Source organism: Mesorhizobium sp. L2C084A000, from assembly GCF_000502875.1.
Lineage (GTDB): Bacteria > Pseudomonadota > Alphaproteobacteria > Rhizobiales > Rhizobiaceae > Mesorhizobium.
In genome coordinates this window covers 23,808-46,849 of the sequence record NZ_AYWX01000024.1, presented here as the reverse complement: position 1 = coordinate 46,849, position 23,042 = coordinate 23,808, and the positions used below count along the sequence as shown (strand labels likewise).

The window sequence follows — 23,042 nt, the reverse complement described above, 5'->3', positions numbered from 1 at the left end:
GGCAAACCCCCAGAGAGGAACCAACCATGCGCATGCCCGACTTGACTGCTCTGCTGACGGCGACCGCCGTCTTTACCTCCGCACTCGCGTTCGCCGCCAAGGCCGACGAAGTGCATGTGCTCAACTGGAAAGGCTACGGCGCCGACGAGCCGTGGGCCGTCGAGGCTTTCGAAAAGGCGACCGGCAACAAGGTCGTCAACGACTTCTTCAATTCCGAACAGGAAATGCTGACCAAGATCCGGACCAATCCCGGCCTCTACGACGTGGTCATGATCAACGCCGCCTTCAACGACCAGGCGATGGCCGGGAAACTGATCCAGCCGATCGATACGTCCAAGCTGCCGAACTACGCCGACATCAGCAAGGACAAGGCGGGATCGCCGATGCTCGTCCATGACGGCAAGGTCTATGGCGTGCCGTGGGTGTGGGGCCTCACCGCGCTCGCCATCAACGAAAAATCCTTCGACAAGCCGCCGACAAGCATCGCCGAGATGTGGGATGCCGCCCACAAGGGCCGCGTCGTCATTCGCGACGACGCCGTTGAAGCGGTGCAGTTCGGCGCCATTGCCACCGGCCAGAACATCAACGACATCAAGGATATGGATGCGGTCAAGGCGAAGCTCACCTCGCTGATGCCGCAGATCAAGACCTTCTGGAGTTCGGAGAACGACTGGAACCAGATGGTCGCCTCCAACCAGATCGACATCGGCACCTACTGGAGCGGCTCGGCCGATCGCGCCAAGACGCATTTCAAGCTGCCGGTCTCGCTGGTGGTGCCGCAGGAAGGCGCCGTTGCCTGGCTCGACGCGTTTTCCATTCCGGTCGGCGCCAAGAACGTAGCCGGCGCCGAGGCCTTCATCAACTACATGATCGACCCGAAATTCTACGTCGAATGGGTCACCAAGGTCGGTGCTCCCGTCTCCGCCAACACCAAGGCGGTGGAAGCGCTGCCCGAGGATGCCTTCAACCGCAAGGTCATGGGTGATCCCGAAGTGGCCAAGCGCATCCAGTTCCAGGCGCCGATCACCGACGCCCAGCGCGAAGCCTATCTGGCGCTCTGGCAGCAGCTTAAGGTCGACGTGAAGTAATCACAGCCAGGCCAGCCGGCGGTTCGCGTCGGCTGGTTCTTCCAATACTGGGAGGAGGGTACCATGGCAGCTGCGACAGCGTCGCGAAGCGGGCTGAGATCGGCATTGCCGCTGCTGGCGCCAGCCTATCTCTGGCTGACGGTGGCGATCTTCCTGCCGCTGTCGGCCATGGTCTTTTTCTCGTTNGCTGCTGGCGCCAGCCTATCTCTGGCTGACGGTGGCGATCTTCCTGCCGCTGTCGGCCATGGTCTTTTTCTCGTTCATGACCGAGCTGCCGCTGTCGGGAAAACCGTGGGCGTTCACGCTTGGCAACTATGCCGCCTTCTTCTCGCAAAGCCTCTATCTGACGCTGCTGCTGGCCTCGCTGCGGCTTGGCCTCGAAGTGACGCTGTGGTGCGTCGTCATCGGCTATCCCGCGGCTTACGTGCTCGCCAAGGTGCTGAAGGGGCGCAGCCGCGAGGCGATCTTCCTGCTCGTCATCCTGCCGTTCTGGTCGAACGGGCTGGTGCGCATCTTCTCCTGGGCGATGGTTTTGCGCGAAGGTGGCATCCTTGACACCGCGCTCAACGCGGTGCTGCCGTTCAAGATCAACATCGACCTGATGTATTCCTATCCGGCCGTCATCATCGGGCTGGTGCATTCCTATGTGCCGTACATGGTGCTGACCTGTTATCTCACGCTGCAGGCGATCGACGACTCGTTGATCGAGGCCGGGCGTTCGCTTGGAGCCTCGCGGTTGCAGGTGCTGAAGCGGGTGATCATCCCGCTGTCGATGCCGGGGTTGGTCGCGGGTGCGGCGCTGATCTTCGTGCCGGTCGTCGGCTCGTTCATGGAACCGCGCATCCTCGGCGGCCGCACCGGCACCTTCTACGGCACGGTCATCGAGGACCAGTTCGTCGCCGTGTTCAACTGGCCGCTCGGTGCAGCGCTCTCCTTCATCCTGCTGGCGGTGGTGCTGGTCATCCTGGCGGTGGCGTCGCCGGTGCTGCGGAGGGCCGCGTGATGGCGACGACCCGCATCCTCGAATGGCTCGGCCGTCTCTACATCTGGCTGCTGCTCGCCTTTCTTTATCTGCCGATCATCATCATGGCGCTGATGTCGTTCAATGTTTCGCCCTTCTACCAACTGCCGTTCGAATGGACGACCGAATGGTACGCCTCGCTGTGGCAGAACGACCAGCTGATCGCGGCCACCTGGAACAGCGTCGAGATCGCGGTCATCACCACGATCATCTGCGTGGTGCTCGGCTCGGCTGCATCATTGGCGCTCTATCGCTACGAATTTCGCGGCAAGAAGTTCCTGCAGGCGATGCTGTTTCCGCCGATCGCCATACCGTGGCTGATCACCGGCACGGCGATGCTGATTTTCTTCTTCGGTGTCGGCATCGGCCGCGGCCTGCATGCGATCCTGCTCGGCCATGTCGCGCTGGCGCTGCCCTATGTCATCGTCGTCGTCTCGGCCCGGCTGCAGACCTTCGCGCCGGAGCTGGAAGAGGCGGCGCGCTCGCTCGGCGCCAACCAGTGGCAGGTGACGAGGCGCGTTACGCTGCCCTGGATCATGCCCGGCGTCATCGCCGGCGGGCTGTTTGCGTTTGCCGTTTCGTTCGATCAGTTCGTCGTGTCCTATTTCCTGGCGACGCCGGGCCAGACGACGCTGCCGGTCGAAATCTACGCCGCGATCCGCAAGGGTTTTACGCCCGAGATCAACGCGGTCTCGACCATCATCATTGTCGTGTCGATGGCGCTGATGCTGCTGACAGCGCGGTTCTTCAAATTCGGCGGAGAGAAATAATGGCCGGCGTGCAGGTATCTGATGTCTCGCGCAGTTTCGGCGCGCACAAGGCACTGGACGATGTCTCTATCGATTTCGCCGATGGCGGCTTTTATGCGCTGCTCGGGCCATCGGGCAGCGGCAAGACCACGCTGCTCAGGCAGATCGCGGGGTTCGATTTTCCCGATTCCGGCCGCATCACCATCGGCGGCGAAAGCGTTGAGCGGGTGCCGGTCGAAAAGCGGCGCATCGGCATGGTGTTTCAGAACTATGCGCTGTTTCCCAATATGAGCGTTGCCGACAATGTCGCCTTCGGCCTGTCGGTGCGCGGCGAGGCCAGGGCGATCATCGCTACCGAGGTGCAGCGCGCGCTCGATCTGGTGCAGCTCGGCAAGCTTGGTGGCCGCCGGCCGCACCAGCTCTCCGGCGGTCAGCGGCAGCGTGTGGCTCTCGCCCGCGCCATCGTCACCAAGCCGCGCGTGCTGCTGCTCGACGAGCCATTGGGCGCGCTCGACAAGGCGTTGCGTGTCGACATGCAGATCGAGCTCAAACGTATCCAGCGCGAGATCGGCATCACCACGATCTTCGTCACGCACGACCAGGAAGAAGCGCTGACGATGAGCGACCGCATCGGCATATTGCGCGACGGCAGGCTGGTGCAGGAGGGGCCGCCGGAGGAGATCTATAACAGGCCGAAGAGCGAGTTCGCCGCCACCTTCCTCGGCGACGCCAACCTTTTTCGCGGCGATACGACGGGCGATGGCATCCGGCTGCCGGACGGCACGGCGATTGCCGCTGGCGCGGGTGCCAAGCTTGCCGCCGGCGCCAAGGCGAGCTGCGCCGTGCGCCCCGAACGCATCCGCATCGCCACGGATGCCGGAGCACCAGATGGCACCGCCAACATGCTCAAGGGGCAGGTTTCCAAGCGCATCTTCGCCGGCAACAACAGCACCTATTTCGTCGAGCGTGGCGGCCAGACGTTGAAGGTGATTGTGCAGAACACGGGTGTCGACAGGCTGGCGGAAGGTCAGGAGGTCGTTCTGCGCTGGTCGCCGGAGAGTACGGTGTTGATCGCGGCGGGATAGTCGACGCGGTTCGATAGATGGGGCTGTTGGCGTTCCTTCGCACCCCCCTCTGCCCTGCCGGGCATCTCCCCCGCAAGGGGGGAGATCGGCTGCTTCAGCGCCGATGCTCTTCCCGAAGCGTTGGGAATTTGCGAAGGCGGATATGAGGGCCAATCTCCCCCCTTGCGGGGGAGATGCCCGGCAGGGCAGAGGGGGGTGCTGTCCCGCCACAAAATCGAGTAAGGTCCGGAGCACACCCATGACGTTGGAATTGACCGCAGAGGACCGGTCCATGCTCGACGGCGAGCAGGGTCCGTCCGCCGCCGCTGCCATGAAAATCCTGGTCGCGTTTTCGAATGCGGTCGGGGCGGGCGGCCTGCTCGACATTGCCGGCGCCCATATCGATGGCTGTCTCTACCATGGCAAGGCCGGTCTCGATTTCGTCGAGCGGCTGGTCGAAGGCGGTGGCCGCGTGCAGGTGCCGACGACGCTCAATGTCGGTTCGTTCGATCTCATCCATCCCGGCATGGTAAAGATGCCGGCGGCGGAAGAGGTGCCGGCGCGGCGGCTGATGAAGGCGCATCTGGAGCTTGGCTGCCAGGCGACATTCACTTGCGCACCCTACCAGACGCGCTTCCGGCCAGCCTTCGGCCAGCAGATCGCCTGGGGCGAATCCAACGCCATCGTCTTTGCCAATTCAGTGATCGGCTCGCGCACCAATCGCTATGGCGATTTCATCGATCTGTGCTGCGCCATGACCGGCCGCGCGCCGGCCTGGGGTCTGCATCTCGGCGAGAACCGGCGCGGCCGGATCCTGTTCGAACTGGATGTTCTGGACGGCGAGCCGAGCGACAGCCTTTTCGTCGGCGTCGGGCTATTCATCGGGCAAGCGAGCGGCGACCGCGTTCCGGTGATTGCCGGTCTGCCGCAGCCGCGCGATGAGGACCAGCTAAAGGCGCTGGGCGCGGCGGCTGCAACGACGGGTGCTGTGGCGCTGTTCCATGCGGTCGGCATCACGCCGGAAGCGATGACGCTCGATGAGGCGTTCCAGGGTCATGCGCCTGACGAGACGATCCGCATCACCCGCGCCGATATCGACCATGCGCTGGCCAGGCTATCGAGCGTACGGGATGGCGCGCCGGTGGCGGCCGTGTCGCTCGGCACGCCGCATTTTTCGTATGAGGAGTGGATGCGACTGTTGCCGTTGCTGCGCGAGGCAGCACCCGGAAGGCGCATCCCGATCTACGTCAACACGGGCCGTGCGACCCTGGCGCGACTGCAGGAGGAGGGCGCGCTGGCGGGGATGGAGGCGTTTGGTCTGGTCCCGGTCGCCGACACCTGCACCTATGTCACATCGATCCTGGAACGCCTCGACGGCGTCGTGATGACCAATTCCGGCAAATGGGCACATTACGCGCCGGGCAATATCGGCGTGTCCGTCGCCTTCGCCGAGATGCGGGATTGCATCCGCTCTGCTGCGGCCGGGCATGTCGTGCGGAGCGCCTCATGACGCGACCAGTGGAACGAACCGGCACCTTCCAGCTGGCCGGCGAGGCCAAGGGCCAGGCGCTGGTATTTTCGCAAGCGCTCAGCTTCTGGGGCGGCATCGATGCCGAGACCGGCGAGATAACAGACCATTCGCATCCCGGTCTCGGCCAGAATGTCGCCGGCAGGATTTTGGTCATGCCGAGCGGGCGCGGCTCATCGTCTTCATCCTCGGTCCTGGCTGAGGCGATCCGCAGAGGCACGGCGCCGGCCGGTATTCTTCTGGAGCGGCCGGACCCGATCCTGGCGGTGGGCGCCATCGTTGCCGAATTTCTTTATGACATCCGTATGCCGCTGGTGGTGTGCGATATTTCGAACCTTGTCTCCGGTGATCAAATTGATATCGGCATCGGCAAAGACGGCGGGCCGATCATCAGAGTTCACCCCGCCATCAATCCGGCAGCACCACGCCGCCAATAGGCAGCCGCCAGCGTTTGATCGCGACCAAGTCCCCTAGTGTCGCGCCAATATTCGCGCACGATCTTGGCGGCAGCGGCTTCCGCCGCGAACCAACCGAAGGCCGAACCGTCCTGCGGCCACGCTACCGAGCGGACAGCCTCGGCCAGCAATCTGTCCTCGCCCGCCGCCACGCCATCCCGTGTCAGCCAATGCAATTCGATGCCGGTGGCATTGGCGATCTCCTGCCGTTCACCGTCATTGGCGATCTCGACGAACGCAACGCCTTTTGTCTCGGCCGGCAGCGTCTCCAGCAGCCGCGCCAGCGCCGGCAAGCCGGTTTCGTCGGCGCCCAAGACATACCATTCTGCCTGCCGCACCGGACGGCCGACCGGCCCCATGATGCCAACCTTCATGCCGGGCACTGCCTGCATGGCCCAAGCGGAGCCGACGCTCTCGCCGGGATGGATCAGGAAGTCGACATCGATGATGCCCTTTTCCACGTCGAGCGCGCGGATGGTGTAGACGCGCGCCACCGGGCGCCGGTCGTCGGCGGGCCAGGCCGGGAGGCCATTGCCGCCCAGCACCGGCCAGAGCGGATCGGGGACATCCCTCGTCGGAAACAGCATGCGGATATGCATGCCGCCGAATTTGGCGAAACGGCTGAGATCCTCGCCGGCCAGGCGGATGCGGCGCATATGCGGGGTGAGGTCGCGAACATCCGTCACCACCATCTCGCGGAACTGAGCGAGGCTGGTTTCGCCTGAGAGATCGCCGGTCCAGACGATCTCGGGATTTTCCTCCTTGGCGTAGACCTGTACGGCCGTGGCCAGCAGGTCCTTGATACGGGCCAGCCCGTCGCGGTCGGCGGCATTGGCCCGCATCACCAGCCGTTCCATGTCGAAAGAGGCGCCACCGAAGGCAAAGCGGAAATCGATGCGCTGTCCCTGATGCGAAGCATCGGCCTCGAAGCTCTGCAGTCTGTCGCTGATGCTGTCCATGTAATCAGGCAGATGTCGCAGGTTGAGCTGTGCCTCACAGGCCAGTTCACGCACCGATGCTTGGCTCATTGTCAGCCTCCGATCCTGCCGGTGAGCGCCACCTTGAAGGTGCGGCCCTTGCCCTGTTCGGTTGCCGCCGAGGTCGACCATGCGCTTTGCGGGTCGGTGTAGGCGGTGTTGAAGATGTTATCGACGCCGAAGTCGAGCTTGAGGTTGTCATTGACGCGCCAGTTGGCGAAGACGTTGACCAGATCGAAACCGTCATCGACGACCGGCACGGCGTTGGGATTGGTGCGGCTGGTGCGGGTGATCTTGCCGACGCTGAGATATTGCGCGCCGACGGTGAGCTGGTCCTCCAGCATGCGGAAGCCGATGGTGGCCGAGAAGCGGTCGAGCGGCGTGTTGTTCAGTGCCTGGCCGGAATAGACGCCGCTGACGACCTTGGCGTCGGTCAGCGCACCGGAGAGGTTCACGAAACCTGAGCCATAGTCATAAACCATCTCGGCCTCGACCCCCTTCAGGCGCGCGTCGCCGATGTTGATCGCCGTGCGCGGCAGGACGGTCAGGTCGACGTCGATATAGTCCTCGACGGCGGTGTGGAAGACGTTGACCTTGGCGCGCAGCCGGTCATCCGCCGTCAGCACATCGTCATATTTCACGTTGACACCGGCCTCCCAGTTCTTTGCCGTCTCGGGCTGCAGCAGAAGATTGGGCCGATATGTATCGCCGCCACCATGCGCGCCGCCGCCACGGAAGACATCCTGCAGACCCGGCGCCCGATAGCCTTCGGAATAGGTGCCATAGAGCTGAAAGCCATCGAATGGCATGACGCCGACGGTGAGGCGCGGCGACCAACGATCGCCGGAGATCGAGGCTTCCTGCGGTGACGGGATGCGCGTCTCGCCATCGAGCCGGTAGCCGTCATACCGCATCGCAGTGATGACCCGCAGCCAGTCCTCGTAATCGCCCTGCCACTGCAGGAAGCCGCCATAGCCCTGCTGTTCGCCAGCGCCGAAATGCGCCGCTTCCGAGGAGGCCTCGAGATAGTAGTAATCGAGTCCGTAGGTCAGCGTATGTGCTAGTCCCCAGGCGTCGAAACGTGAGGAGTTCTTCACGTTGAAGCCGGATGTGGCGACATCGTAAAAACGGAAATTGCCGATCCCTGAGGCAGGCGCGACCTGCGTCTGCTCGGTGCGGGTGCGGTTGTGGTAGGCATTGGCGCTGAAGTCGATCAGCTCGTTGTCGTCTGGCTTCCAGGTGTAGGCGGCGGTGTAGGTCTGGTTGGTGGTGTTGGTGTCGTAGCGGCTCAGCGTCGGCGAGGTCGAGCCGCTGGATCCGGTGATCTGGTCGTTGTAGCGCTGCAGGATGGCGCCGAGCTTCAGCTCATGGTCATCGGCCGGCCGCAGCGTCGTCTTCAGATAGCCGCTGGTCACCCGCTCGCCGGTCCATGGCACGGTCTCGCCATTGCCGTCGGTGTAGCTGTCGCGGTCGCGGTAGATGAGGTTGCCGATGATGTCGGCATCGCCGCTAAAGCGGTAGGCACCGGTGGTGCTGGTGGTGAAGCCGTCGCCATTGTCCTCGTAGCCGAGCTTCTCGCTCAGCGCCCAGCGCTCGTCCTTCTTGAGGAAATCGCCGGCGTCCTTGGTCTCGAAGGAGACGACGCCGCCGATGCCGCCTGACCCATAGGCATTCGACACCGGGCCGCGAATGACCGTGGCTTCCTTGATCAGGTCGGGTTCGACGTAGAACGAGCCAGAGCCGTGGCCGACGCGCCAATAGTCCTGACGGGCGCCGTCGAGCGTCACGACGACGCGGCCATATTGCTCCAGGCCGCGAATGTTGATGGCTGTTGCGGGATCGTCGCCATTCATCGAGGCAGCGACGCCGGGCGTGGTGCGGAAGATATCGGCCGCTGTGTCGGGCTGAATGCGGTCGAGTTCGTCCTGATCGACGGCGCTGATGGCGGCCATCGATTCGATCACCGCCGTTTTGATCATCGTCGCCGAGATGGTGATCACGTCGAGCATCGTCGCCGGCTGGTTCTGCGCGACACTGGCCGACGCCAGGCGGCCGGTCTTGGCGGCGGCCTTTTTCTCCCGGTCCTGTTCCTGCGCGCTGGCAAGAGGCACGGCGCAGAGGCCGAGCACGAAGGCGAGCGCGGTGCTCGCCCTCAATGTCGTGTTTGTTGTAGTTGTCATGCTGCCCCCGAGCAAAAGCAAAACTGCTGGCGGTGGCTGAACGGCCTTGGCTGGCATGATTAAAAATCCCTCGACCAGGCAGGTCAGGGCATGGGTCACATATTAAAACATGATTACACAAGTCAACTTTAAATTTATAGCCAACCATCATCGAGAAGCATCTGGCACGGGAACAGCGGCATGGTCGGCAGTTTAGGCGAAGGCAAGACGACCCACTGGTCACAACCTGGCAGGATCGCGGCGGTGCTGCTTCTGGCACTGTCGGTGCTGGCGTCTTCCTGCGGCTTCAAGGCGCTGGCCGCCGAGACCGTTGTCGATGTGCTGGGGCGAACCGTCGTGCCGGGCGCGGCGACCCGAATCGTGACGCTCGGCTCCGACGTCACCGAGATCGTCCACGCGCTGGGCGCCGGCGGGCGAATCGTCGCTATCGATCGCGGCAGCAAATATCCGCCTGAAGTCGCGCAAAAACCCAATGTCGGCTACCGCCGCCAGCTTTCGGTCGAGGGGCTGGCCAGCCTGCGCCCCAACCTGATCCTGGCCGCCGAAGACAGCGGGCCTCCTGAAGCGGTCGAGGTGCTGAAGTCGCTGGCAATCCCGATCGTCTTCGTCCGGCAGGACAACAGCCCGCAAGGCATCGACCGCAAGATCACCCTGATCGCCGCCAGCCTTGGGCTCGAGGACAAGGGCAAGGCGGTTTCCGCCGAGGTGCTCACGGCCTTTCAGGCTGCCGCGGATCTGGCGTCGCAAATCCCGCCGGAGCGGCGCAAGAAGGTGGTGTTCTTCCATGGCCTGGTACGTCTGAGCGCTGCCGGCGCGGGTACTTCTGCCGACGCCATCATTCGCTATGCGGGCGGCCTCAACCCGATGGATGTCGTGCATGGCTACAAGGCGGCATCGGAGGAAAAGCTGATCGAGATGGCGCCTGACGTCATCCTGATGATGAGCGACGGCAAGGGCGGGCCGACGCCCGAGCAGGTGTTCGGCAACCGCGCGCTGGCGGCAACGCCGGCGGCGGCCAACAAGGCGCTGGTCGTGCTCGACGGCGCCTACATGATCGGCTTCGGGCCGCGCACATCAGATGCGATCCGCGATCTGGCGAAGGCGCTTTATCCGGAAGGGGAATGACGTCGTGAAAATCGCAAGGCGGTTCGGCTGGGCAGTACCAATTCGTCGGCGAACCAGTTGAGCTTGATAAATCCTGTCCGTCCGGATTTCTCCGGATCGGCTTCCGCCCGAACAAACTTGGCGGCTCGGCCTGAAACATTGGCACGATATTCTAAGCCGCGCGGTTGACCGCGAATGCGCTATCCAGCCTATAATTATACTAAATTCATAGACTAACTGCGGACGTTCAGGGCGCTCGCACCTTGGCCTGTGAAAATGGTTGCACAAGGGAGCGCATCGATGCCGAAGACAGAGTCCAATCCGATCGACCTCGGCACCAGGGCGGCCGATTTCCTGTTGCCCGACGCGCAAGGCGTGCTGCACCGCCTCGCCGATTTCGACGCCAAGCCGGCCCTGCTCGTCGCCTTCATTTCCAACCGTTGCCCGTTCGTCGTGCTGATCCGCGAGCAGCTTGCCGCTTTCGCCAGGGATTATGCGGGCAAGGGGCTGCAAGTGGTGGCGATCAACGCCAACGACCACGAAGCGCATCCGGAAGAAACGCTTGCCCGTATCGGCGAAGAGGCCGAAAAATTTGGCTATTCCTTCCCCTATCTCAAGGATGCGTCGCAGCAGACGGCGAAAGCCTATGGCGCGGCCTGCACGCCCGACTTCTTCCTGTTTGATACCGACCGGCGGCTCGCCTATCACGGCCAGTTCGACGAGGCGCGGCCGGGCAACGGCAAGCCGGTGACGGGTGCCGATCTGCGAGCGGCGGTCGACACGGTGTTGGAGGGCGGCAGGCCCATTGCCAGCCAAGTGCCGTCGATCGGCTGCAACATCAAATGGAGTGCCGGCAACGAGCCGGTCTGGTCTTCCAGCGCGGCGCGCGCGGCCTAGCGCCGGCCTCGACGCATTCGCCAGGTGTCCATGCACAAGCCGCAAAAATCCGCTTCCGACAGCTTGCTGCTCCAGGCAGACGTGCTGGTGCTGGGCGGCGGCCCGTCGGCCGCCTGGGCGGCAGTCGCGGCGGCCGAGGGCGGCGCCAAGGTGGTGCTGGCCGACAAGGGCTATCTCGGCACCAGCGGCGCCACCGCGCCGTCCAACACCGGCACCTGGTGCGTGCCGCCGGGTGACAACAGGCACGCCGTGGTCGAACGACGCTGGCAGCGCACCGGCGAACTCGCCGACCCGCGCTGGATGCTGCGCTGCGTCGACACCGCCTACCGCAACCTGCTCAGGCTGTCCGAATGGGGCTATCCCTTTCCGAGCGAGGATGACGGACGGCTCTACATCGCCAATCTGCGCGGCCCGGACTACATGCGCTTCATGCGCCGCCGGGTGCTTTTGGCCGGCGTCACCGTGCTCGACCATCATCCGGCGCTCGAACTTCTGTCCGACGGCGATGCCATTGTCGGCGCCGCCGGTGTTGCGAGACAGATCGGCCAGGACTGGCGCGTCGACGCCAACGCCGTGGTGCTGGCGACCGGCGGCTGCGCCTTTCGCGAACGCATCCTCGGCGCCACCGGGCTGACTGGCGACGGCTATCTGATGGCGGCCGAAGCCGGCGCCAGCCTGTCGGGCATGGAGTTCACCGGCANCCGGGCTGACTGGCGACGGCTATCTGATGGCGGCCGAAGCCGGCGCCAGCCTGTCGGGCATGGAGTTCACCGGCAAATACACGCTGGCGCCCTATGGCTCATCGCTGAACAAGGGCCTGCCGTTCCGCTGGGCCTCGTTCCATCGCGAAGATGGCTCGCCGATCGTCGGACCGACCGGCGAGCCGTTGCGTAACGGCATCGGCGACCGCGAGGAGGAAGTGGCGCGCGCGCTGATCGACGGCCCGGTCTATGCGCGGCTCGATCAGGCCGAACCGGCGCTGCAAGGCTGGCTGCGCCAGGGCCAGCCGAATTGCTTCGTGCCCTATGACCGCGTCGGCATCGACCCGTTCAGCGAGTTGTTCCGCATCACCTTGCGCGCCGAAGGCACGGTGCGCGGCACCGGCGGCATCGACATCGTCTCCGACGATTGCGCCACCGGCGTGCCCGGCCTCTACGTCGCCGGTGATGCCGCCAGCCGCGAGATGATGACCGGGGCCGTGTCGGGCGGCGGCGCCGTCAATTCATCCTGGGCGCTGGCCAGCGGCTGGTGGGCCGGCAAGGGCGCCTCGACCCATGCCAAGCGCCGCACCGGCAAGGCGTTCCGCAGTGCGGTGCAGTCGCTCGGCCAAGCCGGGTTGCGTCCGGCATCGTCGGCGAGTGCCGACATCTCGGCGAGCGAAGTTATCGAGGTGGTGCGTAGCGAAGTGACGCCGCTCGGCAAGAATTTCTTCCGCACCGGCGAGGGCCTGGAGAAAAGCGGCGAGCGGCTGGAGAGTGTCTGGCGCGACGTGCGCGACCATCTGCAAGGCGAGGGGCTGGATCGGGTCCGCACGCGCGAGGCGGCATCGATCGCCGCTGCCGGGCGCTGGTCCGTGGCCGCAGCGCTGCACCGCACCGAGAGCCGCGGCATGCATCGCCGCACCGACCTACCGGGCAAGAGCCCGGCCTTCGCGCACCGGCTGGTCATCACCGGTGTGGATGAGTTCCGCATCGCAGGTGCGCCTGAGCGGCTGGCGGAGCTGGCGTCATGATCGAGATCGTCTCGGCCACGCGCTGCGTCGAATGCGACATCTGCGTCAAGGTGTGCCCGGCCAACGTCTTCGACGCGACCGACAATGGCGTGCCGGTGATCGCTCGCCAGGAGGACTGCCAGACCTGCTTTCTCTGCGAGATCTACTGCCCGACCGACGCGCTTTATGTGGCCGAGTTCGCCGAAGGGCCGACCGGCATCACGGAAGCTCAGGCCGACGCCCGACGGCTGTTCGGCTCCTATGCCCGCGCGCTTGGCTGGAAGCGCGGCAAGGCGGGCGGCTCGGAATTCGACCCGACGCACCGCATCCGCGTGGCGCAGTGAACCGATCGGAGACAGATATGGATCGCCCGAACATGGACCGGATCGTCGTCAGCGACATCAGCAAGACGTTCCAGCTCAAGCCGGGGCAGTTCGTCACCGTCGATGGCGAGGCGACCGACCGCGTCACCGTGCTCGACGGCGTTGATCTCTCGATCCGCAAAGGCGAGTTCATCACGCTGGTCGGCCCGAGCGGCTCGGGCAAGTCGGTGCTGCTCGATATCATTGGCGGGCTGACGCAGGCGACCGGCGGCAATGTCCAGCTCGACGGCAGGCGCATCACCAGGCCCGATCCAAAGACCGGCTATGTCTTCCAGCAATATGCGTTGTTTCCCTGGCGCACGGCGCTCGCCAACATCGAATATGCGCTGGAAGTGCGCGGCGTGGCCAAGGCCGAGCGTACCGCCACAGCCCGCCATCTGTTGGCGCTGTTCGGCCTTGCTGGTTTCGAGGACCGTTTTCCCAACCAGCTGTCCGGCGGCATGCAGCAGCGTGTGGCAATCGCGCGTGCGCTGGCCAGCAACCCGGAAGTGCTGCTGATGGATGAGCCGTTCGCGGCGCTCGACCAGCAGACGCGTGAACTGCTGCAAGGCGAGCTGCTGCGGATCTGGGGCAAGATCAACACGACTGTCATTTTCGTCACCCACTCGATCGACGAGGCGATCTTCCTCGCCGATCGCGTGGTGGTGATGACGGCGCGGCCGGGCGCGGTGAAGGAGATCATCGATATCGACCTGCCACGGCCGCGCGACGGCGACATCCGCGCCAGCGCCGAATTCAACGCCTATCGCGCCCGCGTCTGGGACGTGCTGCGCGACGAGGTCAACAAGGCGCAGAAGGACTGGACCCTGTCACCAGCCTTCAGTCACTGAGGAGCTGGACCAATGGCCTATCTGACCGAGAAGTTTGGCTCCGCTGGAGCGCTCCACCTGTTTGCCGGCGCTGGCGAAACGGTCGCCGTCGCTAGGGTCCCGGCCATCAAGGCCAGCGCCAAGAACCGGAGCAAGAAAGCGAGCCACGGCACGTTCCTCTATGGCTTGCCGCTGCTCGGCCTGTTCTTCCTGCTGTGGGAGATCGCGCCCCAGCTCGGCTGGCTGAACCGGATCTTCTTTCCGCCGCTGAGCGAGGTGCTGGTCGCCTGGTGGGCGCTGCTCGCCTCGGGCGTGCTGATCGAGCATATCGGCATAAGCCTGCAGCGCGCTGCGATCGGCTTCGCACTCGGCGTGGTGGTGGCCATCCCGCTCGGTCTGTTGATGGGGCGCTATTGGCTGTTCGAGAAGGTTTCCGACCTTCTGGTGCAGACGCTGCGCAACACATCGCAATTCGCACTGCTGCCGGTGTTCATCCTTTTGCTCGGCATTGGTGAGGAATCGAAGGTGGCGATCACCTTCTACTCCTCGGTTTTCTTTCTCCTCGTCAACACGATCAGCGGCGTCAAGTCGGTGGATCCGCTGCTGATCAAGGCGGCGCGCTCGATGGGCACGTCCGACTTCGATCTGTTCCGGAAAGTCATCCTGCCGGCCAGCATTCCCTCGATCGTCGCCGGCGCGCGGCTGGCGGTGAAATCCTCGCTGTTCGCGGTCATTGGCGCCGAGATGCTGGCGGCCAAATCCGGCCTCGGTTTCCTCATCCAGAACTCGCAGCTGATGATGGAAACGGCCGACATGTATGCCGGCATCCTGACGCTGACCGTCATCGGCCTGACCGTCAACTACCTGCTTGTCTGGTTCAAGCGCTGGGCGACAGCCTGGAAAGGCCAGTCCGAGACCTCGCTCATCTGAGCCGTCCATTCATTCCAATCAGGAAGGATTTTTCCCATGCCCAGCATTCCATTCGATGCACTTCGCCGACTGCTCCTGAAGGGCGCCATTGCCGTCGTCATCGGCCTTGGCGGCATGCCTGCCTTCGCCCAGGACAAGCCGGAAATCATCCGCATCGGCAGTACCGCGCCGGGGCATCTCAAATTCATCCTCGCCCAGAAGGACGGCTGGTGGGAGAAGGAATTCGCCAAGGACGGCATCAAGGTCGAACTGGTGACTTTCAATGGCGGTTCGGAGGCGACGACAGCGTTGGCCACCGGCGCGATCGAATTCACCTATACCGGCAACAATCCAGCGCTGCGGGTTGCTGCGTCCGGCGCCGACGTCAAGCTGATCGGCCTGTCGAGCTATGTGAAGGCCGGCGGTTCCTACATCGTCGTCAAGACCGACTCGCCGCTGAGGACACTGCAGGATCTCAAGGGTAAGAAGGTCGCCTATTTGACCGGCACGGTGCGGCATTCGAATTTCAGCAAGGCGCTGAACAGCGTCGGCCTGACCACCAATGATGTCGAAGGTCTGAACCTGCCTTTCGAGGCATCCGGCCCGGCGCTGCTGCGCGGCGATATCGACGCCATTGTCGAGACCGATTCGACGGCGGCCAAGCTGGTCGACACCGGCGAGGCGCGCGTCCTGTTCGACACCAGCACCCATCCGGAATGGAACGTGCCCAACGTCATCTCGGTCAACGGCGCCTTCGCGGCGAAATATCCCGATCTGGTCAAGCGGCTGCTGAAGGTCGATATCGAGATTTCGCGCTGGGCCGACGCCCATCCGGACCAGACGATCAAGACCTTTGTCGAGGCGACCAAGTCGTCGGAAAAATCCGTCCGCAAGACCTATGCCGACGGGGTGTTCCATCAGGATCCGAAACTCACGGACGACGCGATCGCCGCCTTGCAGGGCGAGGAGAAATTCATGGCCAGCGCCGGGCTCCTGAAGGGCACGATCGACTATGGCAAATGGGTCGACAAGAGCTTTGTCGATGGCGCCGCGGCTGAAGTCGCTGCCGTCCAATAGGCCCGGAAAGATCGAGCGGGCGGCGCTTTGCGGCGCCGCCTCGTACAGGTCAAATCTCCGGAATGTTCTCCTTGAAGATCACCTGCAGCCTTGGCTGGTGCAATTCGTAGGGCAGCCCCCGGACCGCATGGATCAGGGTGTTGAGCGCTTCGCGGGCCTCGACGCGCGGGTTCTGGTCGATCACCGCGTCGAGCGTGCCGTCGAGCAGAAGGTCCTTGGTGCCGTCCGTCACTTCGTGGCCGAGGAAGACCATGGATTGGGCGCGGCCGCGCTCCTTGAGCGCGCGGGCGATGCCGGTGTTGCCGGCGCCGACATTGTAGATCGCGGCAAGGTCGGGGTGCCGCTCCAGCAGGGCCGATGCCTCCGAATAGGCCTTCTCGCGGTCGTCGAGCATTTCGCGCATCTCGACGATCTGCAGATTGGGTGATTCCTCGGTCAATACGTGGCGGAACCCCATCTCGCGTTCCTCGTGGCCGCGATAAGACAGCGAGCCGGCGAACAGCGCCACCTTGCCCGGACGCCCCGATCCCATGAAGCGGTTGAGCAGATAGCCGGCCAGCCGCCCGGCGGCGCGGTTGTCGATGCCGATATAGGCGACCCTGGGTACATGCAGGATGTCGGAGGCGATGGTCACCACCTTGATGTCGTTGGCCGACAGGGAGCGGATTGCTTCGCGCACCGTCGGATGGTCGAGCGCGATGACGCCGACGCCTTGCGTCTGTCCGCGCAGATCCTGCAACAGGCGAGCAAGCCGGTCAGGATTGAAGCCCTCGATGGTGGCGATATGAACATCGAGGTCGGGCCGCGCCAGAGCCTGTGCCTCGATCTGGCGGTGCAGCATCTTGATGAAGGAATTGGTGCCGGCCGGCAGGGCGAAGTCGAGCCGGATGACCTCGCCGGGCGAGGGTCGTGGCGGCGCGCCGTTCGGGCCTTCGGCGATGTAGCCGAGGCGCTGCGCCATTTCGAGCACGATTTCCCGTGTGCGCGCCCGTACGCCGGGTCGGTTGTTGAGCACGCGGTCGACGGTGGCGGCCGAGACGCCGGCCTCCCGGGCTATGTCAGTCAGGGTGGAACGCACCGTCTTTCATCTCCTGCATGCGTCAGATCGGCTGGTGACGGCTTCCCCGCCATCGGCGATTCTGATGGGAAATGATGTATCCGCCCTTGGCCGATGTGCAAGCCGCCGCGCTAAATCAAATCGTCCGGCAGGGCTGCGCAGGGCCGGTAAGGGCCGGGTGCCCTCAAATTGAGGCATTCGGCGTGACGCATGGATCCCGTTTTTGTGCATTTCCTTGCCTTGTTGCAACGTTATGAGGTGTTTTGATTATTTATGATGTTGACAGCCTTGCCATGCTGCCGTCAATATCCCTCATAAGGGCCGTGGAGGAAACGTGGCCCTGAGGGAGGAGTTTCAATGTCTGACTTGATCCGCATCTCGCGGCGCCGGCTGCTGGCATCCGGAGGAAAGGCGGCTGTGATCATGGCCGCCGCTGGTATCGCACCCCAATTCATTCGTCCCGGACGTGCCTATGCGGCCGACGCGCTGGCGCCCGGCATGATCGGCGGCCCGACGGGCTTCGAAGGGGCCGAGCGCTACCAGTATGGCGCCGATACGCCGGAAGGCCGCGCCATCGAGGCGGCCAAGGCGCTGAAGGGCGCCGGCAAGGCGCCGGCCAAGATCGTGCTCGGCCTGTCCGACGGCTCGATCGGCCAGCTCACGCAGCCGTTCCCGGCCGGTGCGCCGTCGATCAAGGAGCTGTGGGAAAAGGAAACCGGCATCGCGATCGAAATCGTCGGTTTGCCGAACGGCCAGGAATTCACCAAGACGATGCAGGACATCTCCACCAAGGGTGGGGCCTACGACATCTACTCGACCGAATGGAACCGTCTTGGCGACCTCGCCGAAACCGGCGGCATCGCCAAGCTCGACGACTTTGTCGCGCAGCATAAGCCTGAATGGGACGATCCGGTCAGCGGCTATGTCAACGGCGCCAAGGGCGTGTCGCTGCTCAACAAATACCGCGGCTCGAACTATGGCGTGTCGCTGGACGGCGACTTCCAGACTTGGGTCTACCGCGCCGACCTGTTCGGCGACGAAGCCGAGAAGAAGGCCTTCAAGGACAAATACGGCTACGATCTGGCGCCGCCGAAGACCTGGAAGCAGCATGGCGACATAGCCGCCTTCTTCCAGCGACCGGACAAGGGCCTGTTCGGCTCGACCGACCTGCGCAACCAGGGCTGGGGCTACACGAACTGGTACCAGCGCTATGTCTCGATGGCTTCGCCCAACCAATTCCTGTTTGGCGATGACGGCAAGCCGATGATCAATTCCGAGCAAGGTATTGCCGCCACCAACGAATATGTCGCTTCGCTCGCGCATCATTCGCCGGATGCGATCTCCTGGGGTTGGCCGGAGCAATACGGCAACTTCGCCAAGGGTGGTGCGGCGATGACCTGCGCCTTCTCCAACTTGCCGAAATTCCTCGACAATGCCGGCAACAAGGATTCAGCCGTCACCGGCAAGATCGGCTCGATGCTGCCGCCCGGCCGCGAGATCGGCGGCAAGCTGATCAGCCGTTCCGTGCTGTGGTTCTCGCTGACCGGCATGGTCTCGTCGCAGTCGAAAAACCAGGAGGTCGCCTATCTCCTGCTGCAATGGCTGGGCTCGGCCCGTATCTACGCATGGATGAGCGCCAACCCCGGCGGTTATCTGGACCCGTTCCGGCTTTCGGACTTCTCCGATCCGCTGGTGCGCCAGACCTATCATGCCTACCACATGGACGTCGTGCGCGAGACGGTCGCCCGCACCGTGCCAACCATCAACTATCCCGGCGCGACAGCCTTCCACAATGCGCTCGACGAGAACCTGATGGCGGCGCTGACCAAGGCCAAGACATCGGAGCAGGCGATGGCCGATACCGAGGCAGAGTGGAAAAAGATCGCCCGGCGCACCGGCGAGGACAAACTGCTCGAAGCCATCAAGACCAACAAGGAGGCCTGGCCGACAGTTCTCGATCCAATCGTCTGATCCTTCTCCCTGGATCATATCGAAGGAGGGGAGGAGCTTGCTTCTCCCCTCCGCCCACAACGCCACCAGCAAAGCCGCCAGATGAAGCGTTCCTTTCCTTTCCTGATATTCCGCTATGCCGCGATCTTCGCGGCCATGGCGGTTACGCTGGTGCCGATCCTGTGGATGGTATCGATGGCCTTCAAGCCGATCGCCGAATGGTCGGCGACCGGCGCCGACCTGACCTGGTGGCCGAAGAACCCGACGCTCAGCAATTTCCGTTTCGTCTTCGGCGAGTCGACCAACAATTTGATCGTCGCGCTCGACCGTAACGCGCTGAAGCCGATCCTCGCATCGCTGCTGTCGGCGGTTTTCGGCACGGTGATCGCCATGTCGGCGGGCACTGCCGCGGCTTATGGGCTGTCGCGTTTCGGCTCCGGCCAGAACCTGCCGCTGGCGCTGATCCAGCTCAGGATCTTTCCGCCGATGGCGGTCATGATCCCGGTGATGATCATGTGGGCTTTCCTCAACTTCACCGATAGCTGGTGGGGCCTGGCGCTAATCTACGGCATCGTCACCTTGCCGTTCGCCTTCTGGCTGATGAAGACCTTCTTCGACGACATGCCGCGCGAGATCGAGGAGGCGGCGCTTGTCGAAGGCTGTTCGCGGCTGCGCGTCTTCACGCGCATCACGCTGCCGATGATGCGCGCGCCGCTCGCCAGTGCCGCGCTCTTCGTCTTCATCCTCAACTGGTCGGACTATTTGATCGCGCTGCTTCTGACGACGCGCGAATGGGTGACCATCCCGGTCTACATGGCCTCTCTGTCCTCCTCGATGACTGGGCAGCTCTATGGCGCCAAGGCGGCGCTTGGGCTGATCGCGGCCGTGCCGCCGGTCATCATGGGCATCGCCATCCAACGCCATCTGGTGCGCGGGTTGACGTTCGGGGCGCTCAAGCAATGAGCGCGGTGACTGTCATGACTTCCAAGGATGAGATGAAAGCCGTCGGAACAAGGCCGGGTTCGCGTGACGAGGGCGCAAGGCTGGGTTTCCGGCTGACATTGCCCGCTCAGATCCTCGTGCTGTTCATCTCGGCCTTCCCGCTGTTGATGCAGCTCTACATCAGCGTCACCGACTGGTCGCCTCTGTCGGGCACCGGCTGGTGGAACGCCTGGTCGATGTGGAACAGCTTTGCCAACTACACCGATCTCGCCGCCGACGCGCGCTTCTGGAGCGCGCTGAAGCGTACGGCCATCGTCATGATCGTCTGCGTGCCGGCGGAATTCCTGCTTGGCCTGGCACTGGCGACGCTGTTTGCCGACGATTTCCCGGGCAAGCGCGTCTTCTACTCGATCCTGCTGATGCCGATGATGGTGGTGCCGGCGGTGGCCGGCTACATGTTCTTCATGCTGTTCCAGTCAGGCGGCCCGGTGAACGACATCTTGTCGTCGCTGACCGGTTCTCCCGTCACCATCGCCTGGCTGTCGGATCCGACGCTGGCGCTGATCGCGGTGATGGTCGCCGATATCTGGCAATGGACGCCGCTGATGTTCCTCATCCTGCTCGCCGGCCTGGTCGGCGTGCCGGAGGACCAGATCAAGGCGGCGACGCTGCTCGGCGCCAATCCCTGGCAGCGCTTCGTCACCATCGTGCTGCCGAAGATGAAGACGATCATCATCATCGCGCTGGCGATCCGGGTGATAGAGAACTTCAAGATCTTCGACACGCTCTACATCATGACCGGCGGCGGTCCAGGCGTCGCCACCGAAACCATCTCGGTCTACATCTACAAGCTCACCACGCAGGACCTGATCTGGGGCTATGTGGCGGCGATCGCGCTGGCCATTTTGGTCGTGCTGTCGATCGTCGCGGTGTTCGCCATGAAGCGCATGGCGCGGGCACGCGAGGTGGCGGCATGAGCGCAATTCACCTGCAAAACCTGGTCAAGAAATTCGGCGACTTCACCGCGCTGAAAACCATGGATTTGGCAATTGCCGATGGCGAGTTCATGGCGCTGCTCGGCCCGTCGGGCTGCGGCAAGTCGACGACGATGAACATGATCGCCGGCATGGAAGAGCCGACCGGCGGCAAGATCCTGTTCGGCGAGCGCGACATGGCCGGCGTACCGATGGGCCGGCGCGGCGTCGGCTTCGTCTTCCAGAACTACGCCATCTTCACGCATATGACGGTGCGCCAGAACCTTGCCTATGGACCAAAAATGCGAGGGGCTGCCAAAGCCGAGATCGATCGCCGTGTCGGCGCCATCGCCGAGATGCTGCAACTGACGCCGCTGCTCGACCGCAAGGCCGACAGGCTGTCAGTCAACATATTGCAGCGGGTGGCGATCGGCCGCTCGGCGATCATGGAGCCGGCGATCTTCCTGCTCGACGAGCCGCTGTCCAATGTCGACGCGGCTTTCCGGGCCGTCATGCGCACCGAACTGAAGCAGCTGCAGCGGCAGTTCCGCCAGACCATGGTCTATGTCACCCACGACCAGCTCGAGGCGATGACCATGGCCGACCGGATCGCGGTCATGGATCATGGCGTGTTGCAGCAGGTCGGCACGCCACTCGAGGTCTACAACGATCCCGCCAATGTCTTCGTCGCCCGCTTTATCGGTGCGCCGGGCATGAATCTGCTCAAGGGCAGGCCGGTGGAAAGCGACCGCGGACTGGTCGTCGATCTCGGACCGCTGGGCGTCACGCCGCCGCTGCCGGTCGAACTCGCGGCGGCCATGCGTGGTGCGCGCGGCGAGGTGCTTTACGGATTCCGTCCTGAACAGGCGACGTTGGTGCAGAATGGGCAGGGCCTCGCAATGCCGGTGACCTTCGTCGAACGGATCGGTGCGCGCACCATCGTTCATCTCGGCCAGGGCGAGGCGGCTGTGAAAACGGTGTTCGACAATGATGTCGGACTGGCTATCGGCGACACCGCTGTCATTGCCCCCACTACGTCGTCGGTGCGCGTCTTCGACGCCGCTACCGGCCTTGCGATAAAGGCAGGTTGAGATGGCCGATATCGTCTTTCGCAATGTGACCAAACGCTACGGCAATATACTCGCCGTCGACGACGCCTCGTTCACCGTCAACGACAATGAGTTCTTCTGCTTCTTCGGACCGCCGCTGTCAGGCAAGTCGACCATTCTGCGCCTGGTGCTCGGGCTGGAGACACCTGACACCGGTGAAGTCCTGATCGGAGGCAGGCCGGTCAACGCGATGTCGCCGGCCGAGCGCAACGTGGCGATGGTGTTCCAGAACCTGGCGCTGTTTCCGCATATGAGCGCGCTCGAAAATGTCCGCTTTCCCCTGGTCGAACGCCGGGTCGCCGAGGCCGAGATCAAGTGGCGGGTCACGGACGTCGCGGCGAAGCTGCATATCGGCCATATCCTGCACAAGCCGCCGGGACAGCTTTCGGGCGGGGAGCGGCAGCGCGTGGCGATCGCGCGGGCTCTGGTGCGCGATCCCAATGCCTATCTGATGGATGATCCGATCTCGGCGCTAGACGCCAGGCTGCGCGAGGAAACGCGCGTCGAGCTGAAGCGCATCCAGCGCGAACTCGGCAAGACGCTGATCTATGTCACGCATGACCAGGAAGAGGCGATGTCGGTCGCCGACCGCATCGCCATCCTGGAGGACGGCAAGATCAGGCAGATCGGCACGCCGGCAGAGATCTACGACCGCCCGGCCAGCACGTATGTGGCAAGGCTGCTTGGCTCGCCGATGATGAACATTCTCAGATCGGCGCGCAGCGAGGGCGGTGTCGAAGCGGCTGAAGGGACGATCCGCATCGAAGACAAGACAGCGCCCGCCGACGCCGTGGAGATCGGCCTGAGGCCGGAAGACATCAAGGTTAGACCGTGGGCGGATGGGGGCCCGGGCCGCCCGGCGCGAGTGTTCGAGGTCGAGCCGCTTGGCGGCTATACCGTGGTGACGCTCGCTGCCGGGCAGGCGCGGCTAAAGGCATTGCTGCGCGGCCAGCCCGACGTCCGGCCGGATGCCATGGTGGCGATATCCTGCGAGCCGGCCAGAGTGCATTATTTCGAACAGAGCGGCGGAGCGTTGGCACGATGACGGCCGCCGCAAG

21 protein-coding genes and 1 pseudogene are annotated in these 23,042 nt (G+C 63.9%); 19 read left to right on the top strand and 3 right to left on the bottom strand.

The annotated features are described in order from the left end of the window. Positions 1-26: 26 nt before the first annotated feature. From X735_RS137570 to X735_RS137595, 6 genes and pseudogenes are all read left to right on the top strand, one after another. Entirely contained in the window at positions 27-1,088 is a 1,062-nt protein-coding gene (locus X735_RS137570) for an ABC transporter substrate-binding protein (protein WP_031213857.1), read from the top strand. A 63-nt stretch (positions 1,089-1,151) separates the two neighbouring features. Further along, a pseudogene (locus tag X735_RS137575) lies at positions 1,152-2,091 on the top strand (ABC transporter permease). After that, the gene (locus X735_RS137580; protein ID WP_023814053.1) at positions 2,091-2,879 is read left to right on the top strand and encodes an ABC transporter permease; all 789 of its coding nucleotides are present in this window, start codon (positions 2,091-2,093) and stop codon (positions 2,877-2,879) included. Before X735_RS137575 ends, X735_RS137580 begins: the two are co-directional and overlap by 1 nt. Continuing rightward, on the top strand, positions 2,879-3,943 hold the full coding sequence (locus tag X735_RS137585) for an ABC transporter ATP-binding protein (RefSeq protein ID WP_023814052.1): 1,065 nt from the start codon (positions 2,879-2,881) through the stop codon (positions 3,941-3,943). Before X735_RS137580 ends, X735_RS137585 begins: the two co-directional genes overlap by 1 nt. A 238-nt stretch (positions 3,944-4,181) precedes the next feature. After that, positions 4,182-5,432 (top strand): aconitase X, encoded by a 1,251-nt coding sequence (locus tag X735_RS137590; RefSeq protein WP_023814051.1) that lies wholly within the window; start codon positions 4,182-4,184, stop codon positions 5,430-5,432. Further along, positions 5,429-5,887, top strand: a complete 459-nt coding sequence (locus X735_RS137595) for a DUF126 domain-containing protein (RefSeq protein WP_031213854.1) — start codon at positions 5,429-5,431, stop codon at positions 5,885-5,887. Before X735_RS137590 ends, X735_RS137595 begins: the two co-directional genes overlap by 4 nt. On the opposite strand, the gene X735_RS137600 is transcribed toward X735_RS137595, so the two are convergent. Further along, the gene (locus tag X735_RS137600) at positions 5,848-6,933 is read right to left on the bottom strand and encodes a siderophore-interacting protein (RefSeq protein WP_031213853.1); all 1,086 of its coding nucleotides are present in this window, start codon (positions 6,931-6,933) and stop codon (positions 5,848-5,850) included. The genes X735_RS137595 and X735_RS137600 overlap by 40 nt on opposite strands. 2 nt (positions 6,934-6,935) lie before the next feature. Then, positions 6,936-9,062 carry a TonB-dependent hemoglobin/transferrin/lactoferrin family receptor gene (locus X735_RS137605; RefSeq protein WP_031213852.1) on the bottom strand — a complete coding sequence of 709 codons (2,127 nt, stop codon included), beginning with the start codon at positions 9,060-9,062 and terminating at the stop codon, positions 6,936-6,938. Positions 9,063-9,242: 180 nt separating this feature from the next. Here X735_RS137605 and X735_RS137610 point away from each other — a divergent pair, with 180 nt between their 5' ends. The 8 genes from X735_RS137610 (at position 9,243) to X735_RS137635 (ending at position 15,952) form a co-directional block, all read left to right on the top strand. Then, positions 9,243-10,187: an ABC transporter substrate-binding protein gene (locus X735_RS137610; RefSeq protein ID WP_023814047.1), complete on the top strand. Its 945-nt coding sequence runs from the start codon at positions 9,243-9,245 to the stop codon at positions 10,185-10,187. Positions 10,188-10,466: 279 nt separating this feature from the next. Beyond that, positions 10,467-11,063, top strand: a complete 597-nt coding sequence (locus X735_RS137615) for a thioredoxin family protein (protein WP_023814046.1) — start codon at positions 10,467-10,469, stop codon at positions 11,061-11,063. Between the two features lie 30 nt (positions 11,064-11,093). Then, positions 11,094-11,957: an FAD-binding protein gene (locus X735_RS1000000170090; protein ID WP_023814045.1), complete on the top strand. Its 864-nt coding sequence runs from the start codon at positions 11,094-11,096 to the stop codon at positions 11,955-11,957. Between the two features lie 289 nt (positions 11,958-12,246). Then, on the top strand, positions 12,247-12,795 hold the full coding sequence (locus X735_RS1000000170085; RefSeq protein WP_348625605.1) for an FAD-binding protein: 549 nt from the start codon (positions 12,247-12,249) through the stop codon (positions 12,793-12,795). Continuing rightward, on the top strand, positions 12,792-13,118 hold the full coding sequence (locus tag X735_RS137620; protein WP_023814043.1) for a ferredoxin family protein: 327 nt from the start codon (positions 12,792-12,794) through the stop codon (positions 13,116-13,118). The genes X735_RS1000000170085 and X735_RS137620 overlap by 4 nt, the downstream gene beginning before the upstream one ends. Before the next feature lie 32 nt (positions 13,119-13,150). Continuing rightward, a complete protein-coding gene (locus X735_RS137625) occupies positions 13,151-13,987 on the top strand; it encodes an ABC transporter ATP-binding protein (protein ID WP_031213850.1) in 837 nt (278 codons plus the stop codon). Positions 13,988-13,999: 12 nt separating this feature from the next. Beyond that, a complete protein-coding gene (locus X735_RS137630; protein ID WP_023814041.1) occupies positions 14,000-14,896 on the top strand; it encodes an ABC transporter permease in 897 nt (298 codons plus the stop codon). A gap of 36 nt (positions 14,897-14,932) precedes the next feature. After that, complete coding sequence (locus X735_RS137635) at positions 14,933-15,952, top strand: aliphatic sulfonate ABC transporter substrate-binding protein (RefSeq protein WP_023814040.1); 1,020 nt, start codon at positions 14,933-14,935, stop codon at positions 15,950-15,952. A gap of 49 nt (positions 15,953-16,001) precedes the next feature. On the opposite strand, the gene X735_RS137640 is transcribed toward X735_RS137635, so the two are convergent. Next, positions 16,002-17,030 carry a LacI family DNA-binding transcriptional regulator gene (locus X735_RS137640; RefSeq protein WP_023814039.1) on the bottom strand — a complete coding sequence of 343 codons (1,029 nt, stop codon included), beginning with the start codon at positions 17,028-17,030 and terminating at the stop codon, positions 16,002-16,004. A gap of 336 nt (positions 17,031-17,366) precedes the next feature. On the opposite strand from X735_RS137640, the gene X735_RS137645 reads away from it, so the two are divergent. The 5 genes from X735_RS137645 (at position 17,367) to X735_RS137665 (ending at position 23,029) form a co-directional block, all read left to right on the top strand. Continuing rightward, positions 17,367-18,980: an extracellular solute-binding protein gene (locus tag X735_RS137645; RefSeq protein WP_023814038.1), complete on the top strand. Its 1,614-nt coding sequence runs from the start codon at positions 17,367-17,369 to the stop codon at positions 18,978-18,980. 81 nt (positions 18,981-19,061) lie between these two features. After that, positions 19,062-19,922, top strand: coding sequence for a carbohydrate ABC transporter permease (locus X735_RS137650; protein WP_023814037.1), 861 nt, complete (start codon positions 19,062-19,064; stop codon positions 19,920-19,922). Continuing rightward, the gene (locus X735_RS137655; protein ID WP_023814036.1) at positions 19,919-20,878 is read left to right on the top strand and encodes a sugar ABC transporter permease; all 960 of its coding nucleotides are present in this window, start codon (positions 19,919-19,921) and stop codon (positions 20,876-20,878) included. The genes X735_RS137650 and X735_RS137655 overlap by 4 nt, the downstream gene beginning before the upstream one ends. Beyond that, positions 20,875-21,966: an ABC transporter ATP-binding protein gene (locus tag X735_RS137660; protein WP_023814035.1), complete on the top strand. Its 1,092-nt coding sequence runs from the start codon at positions 20,875-20,877 to the stop codon at positions 21,964-21,966. Before X735_RS137655 ends, X735_RS137660 begins: the two co-directional genes overlap by 4 nt. A 1-nt stretch (position 21,967) precedes the next feature. Then, positions 21,968-23,029: an ABC transporter ATP-binding protein gene (locus X735_RS137665; RefSeq protein ID WP_023814034.1), complete on the top strand. Its 1,062-nt coding sequence runs from the start codon at positions 21,968-21,970 to the stop codon at positions 23,027-23,029. Positions 23,030-23,042 lie beyond the last annotated feature (13 nt).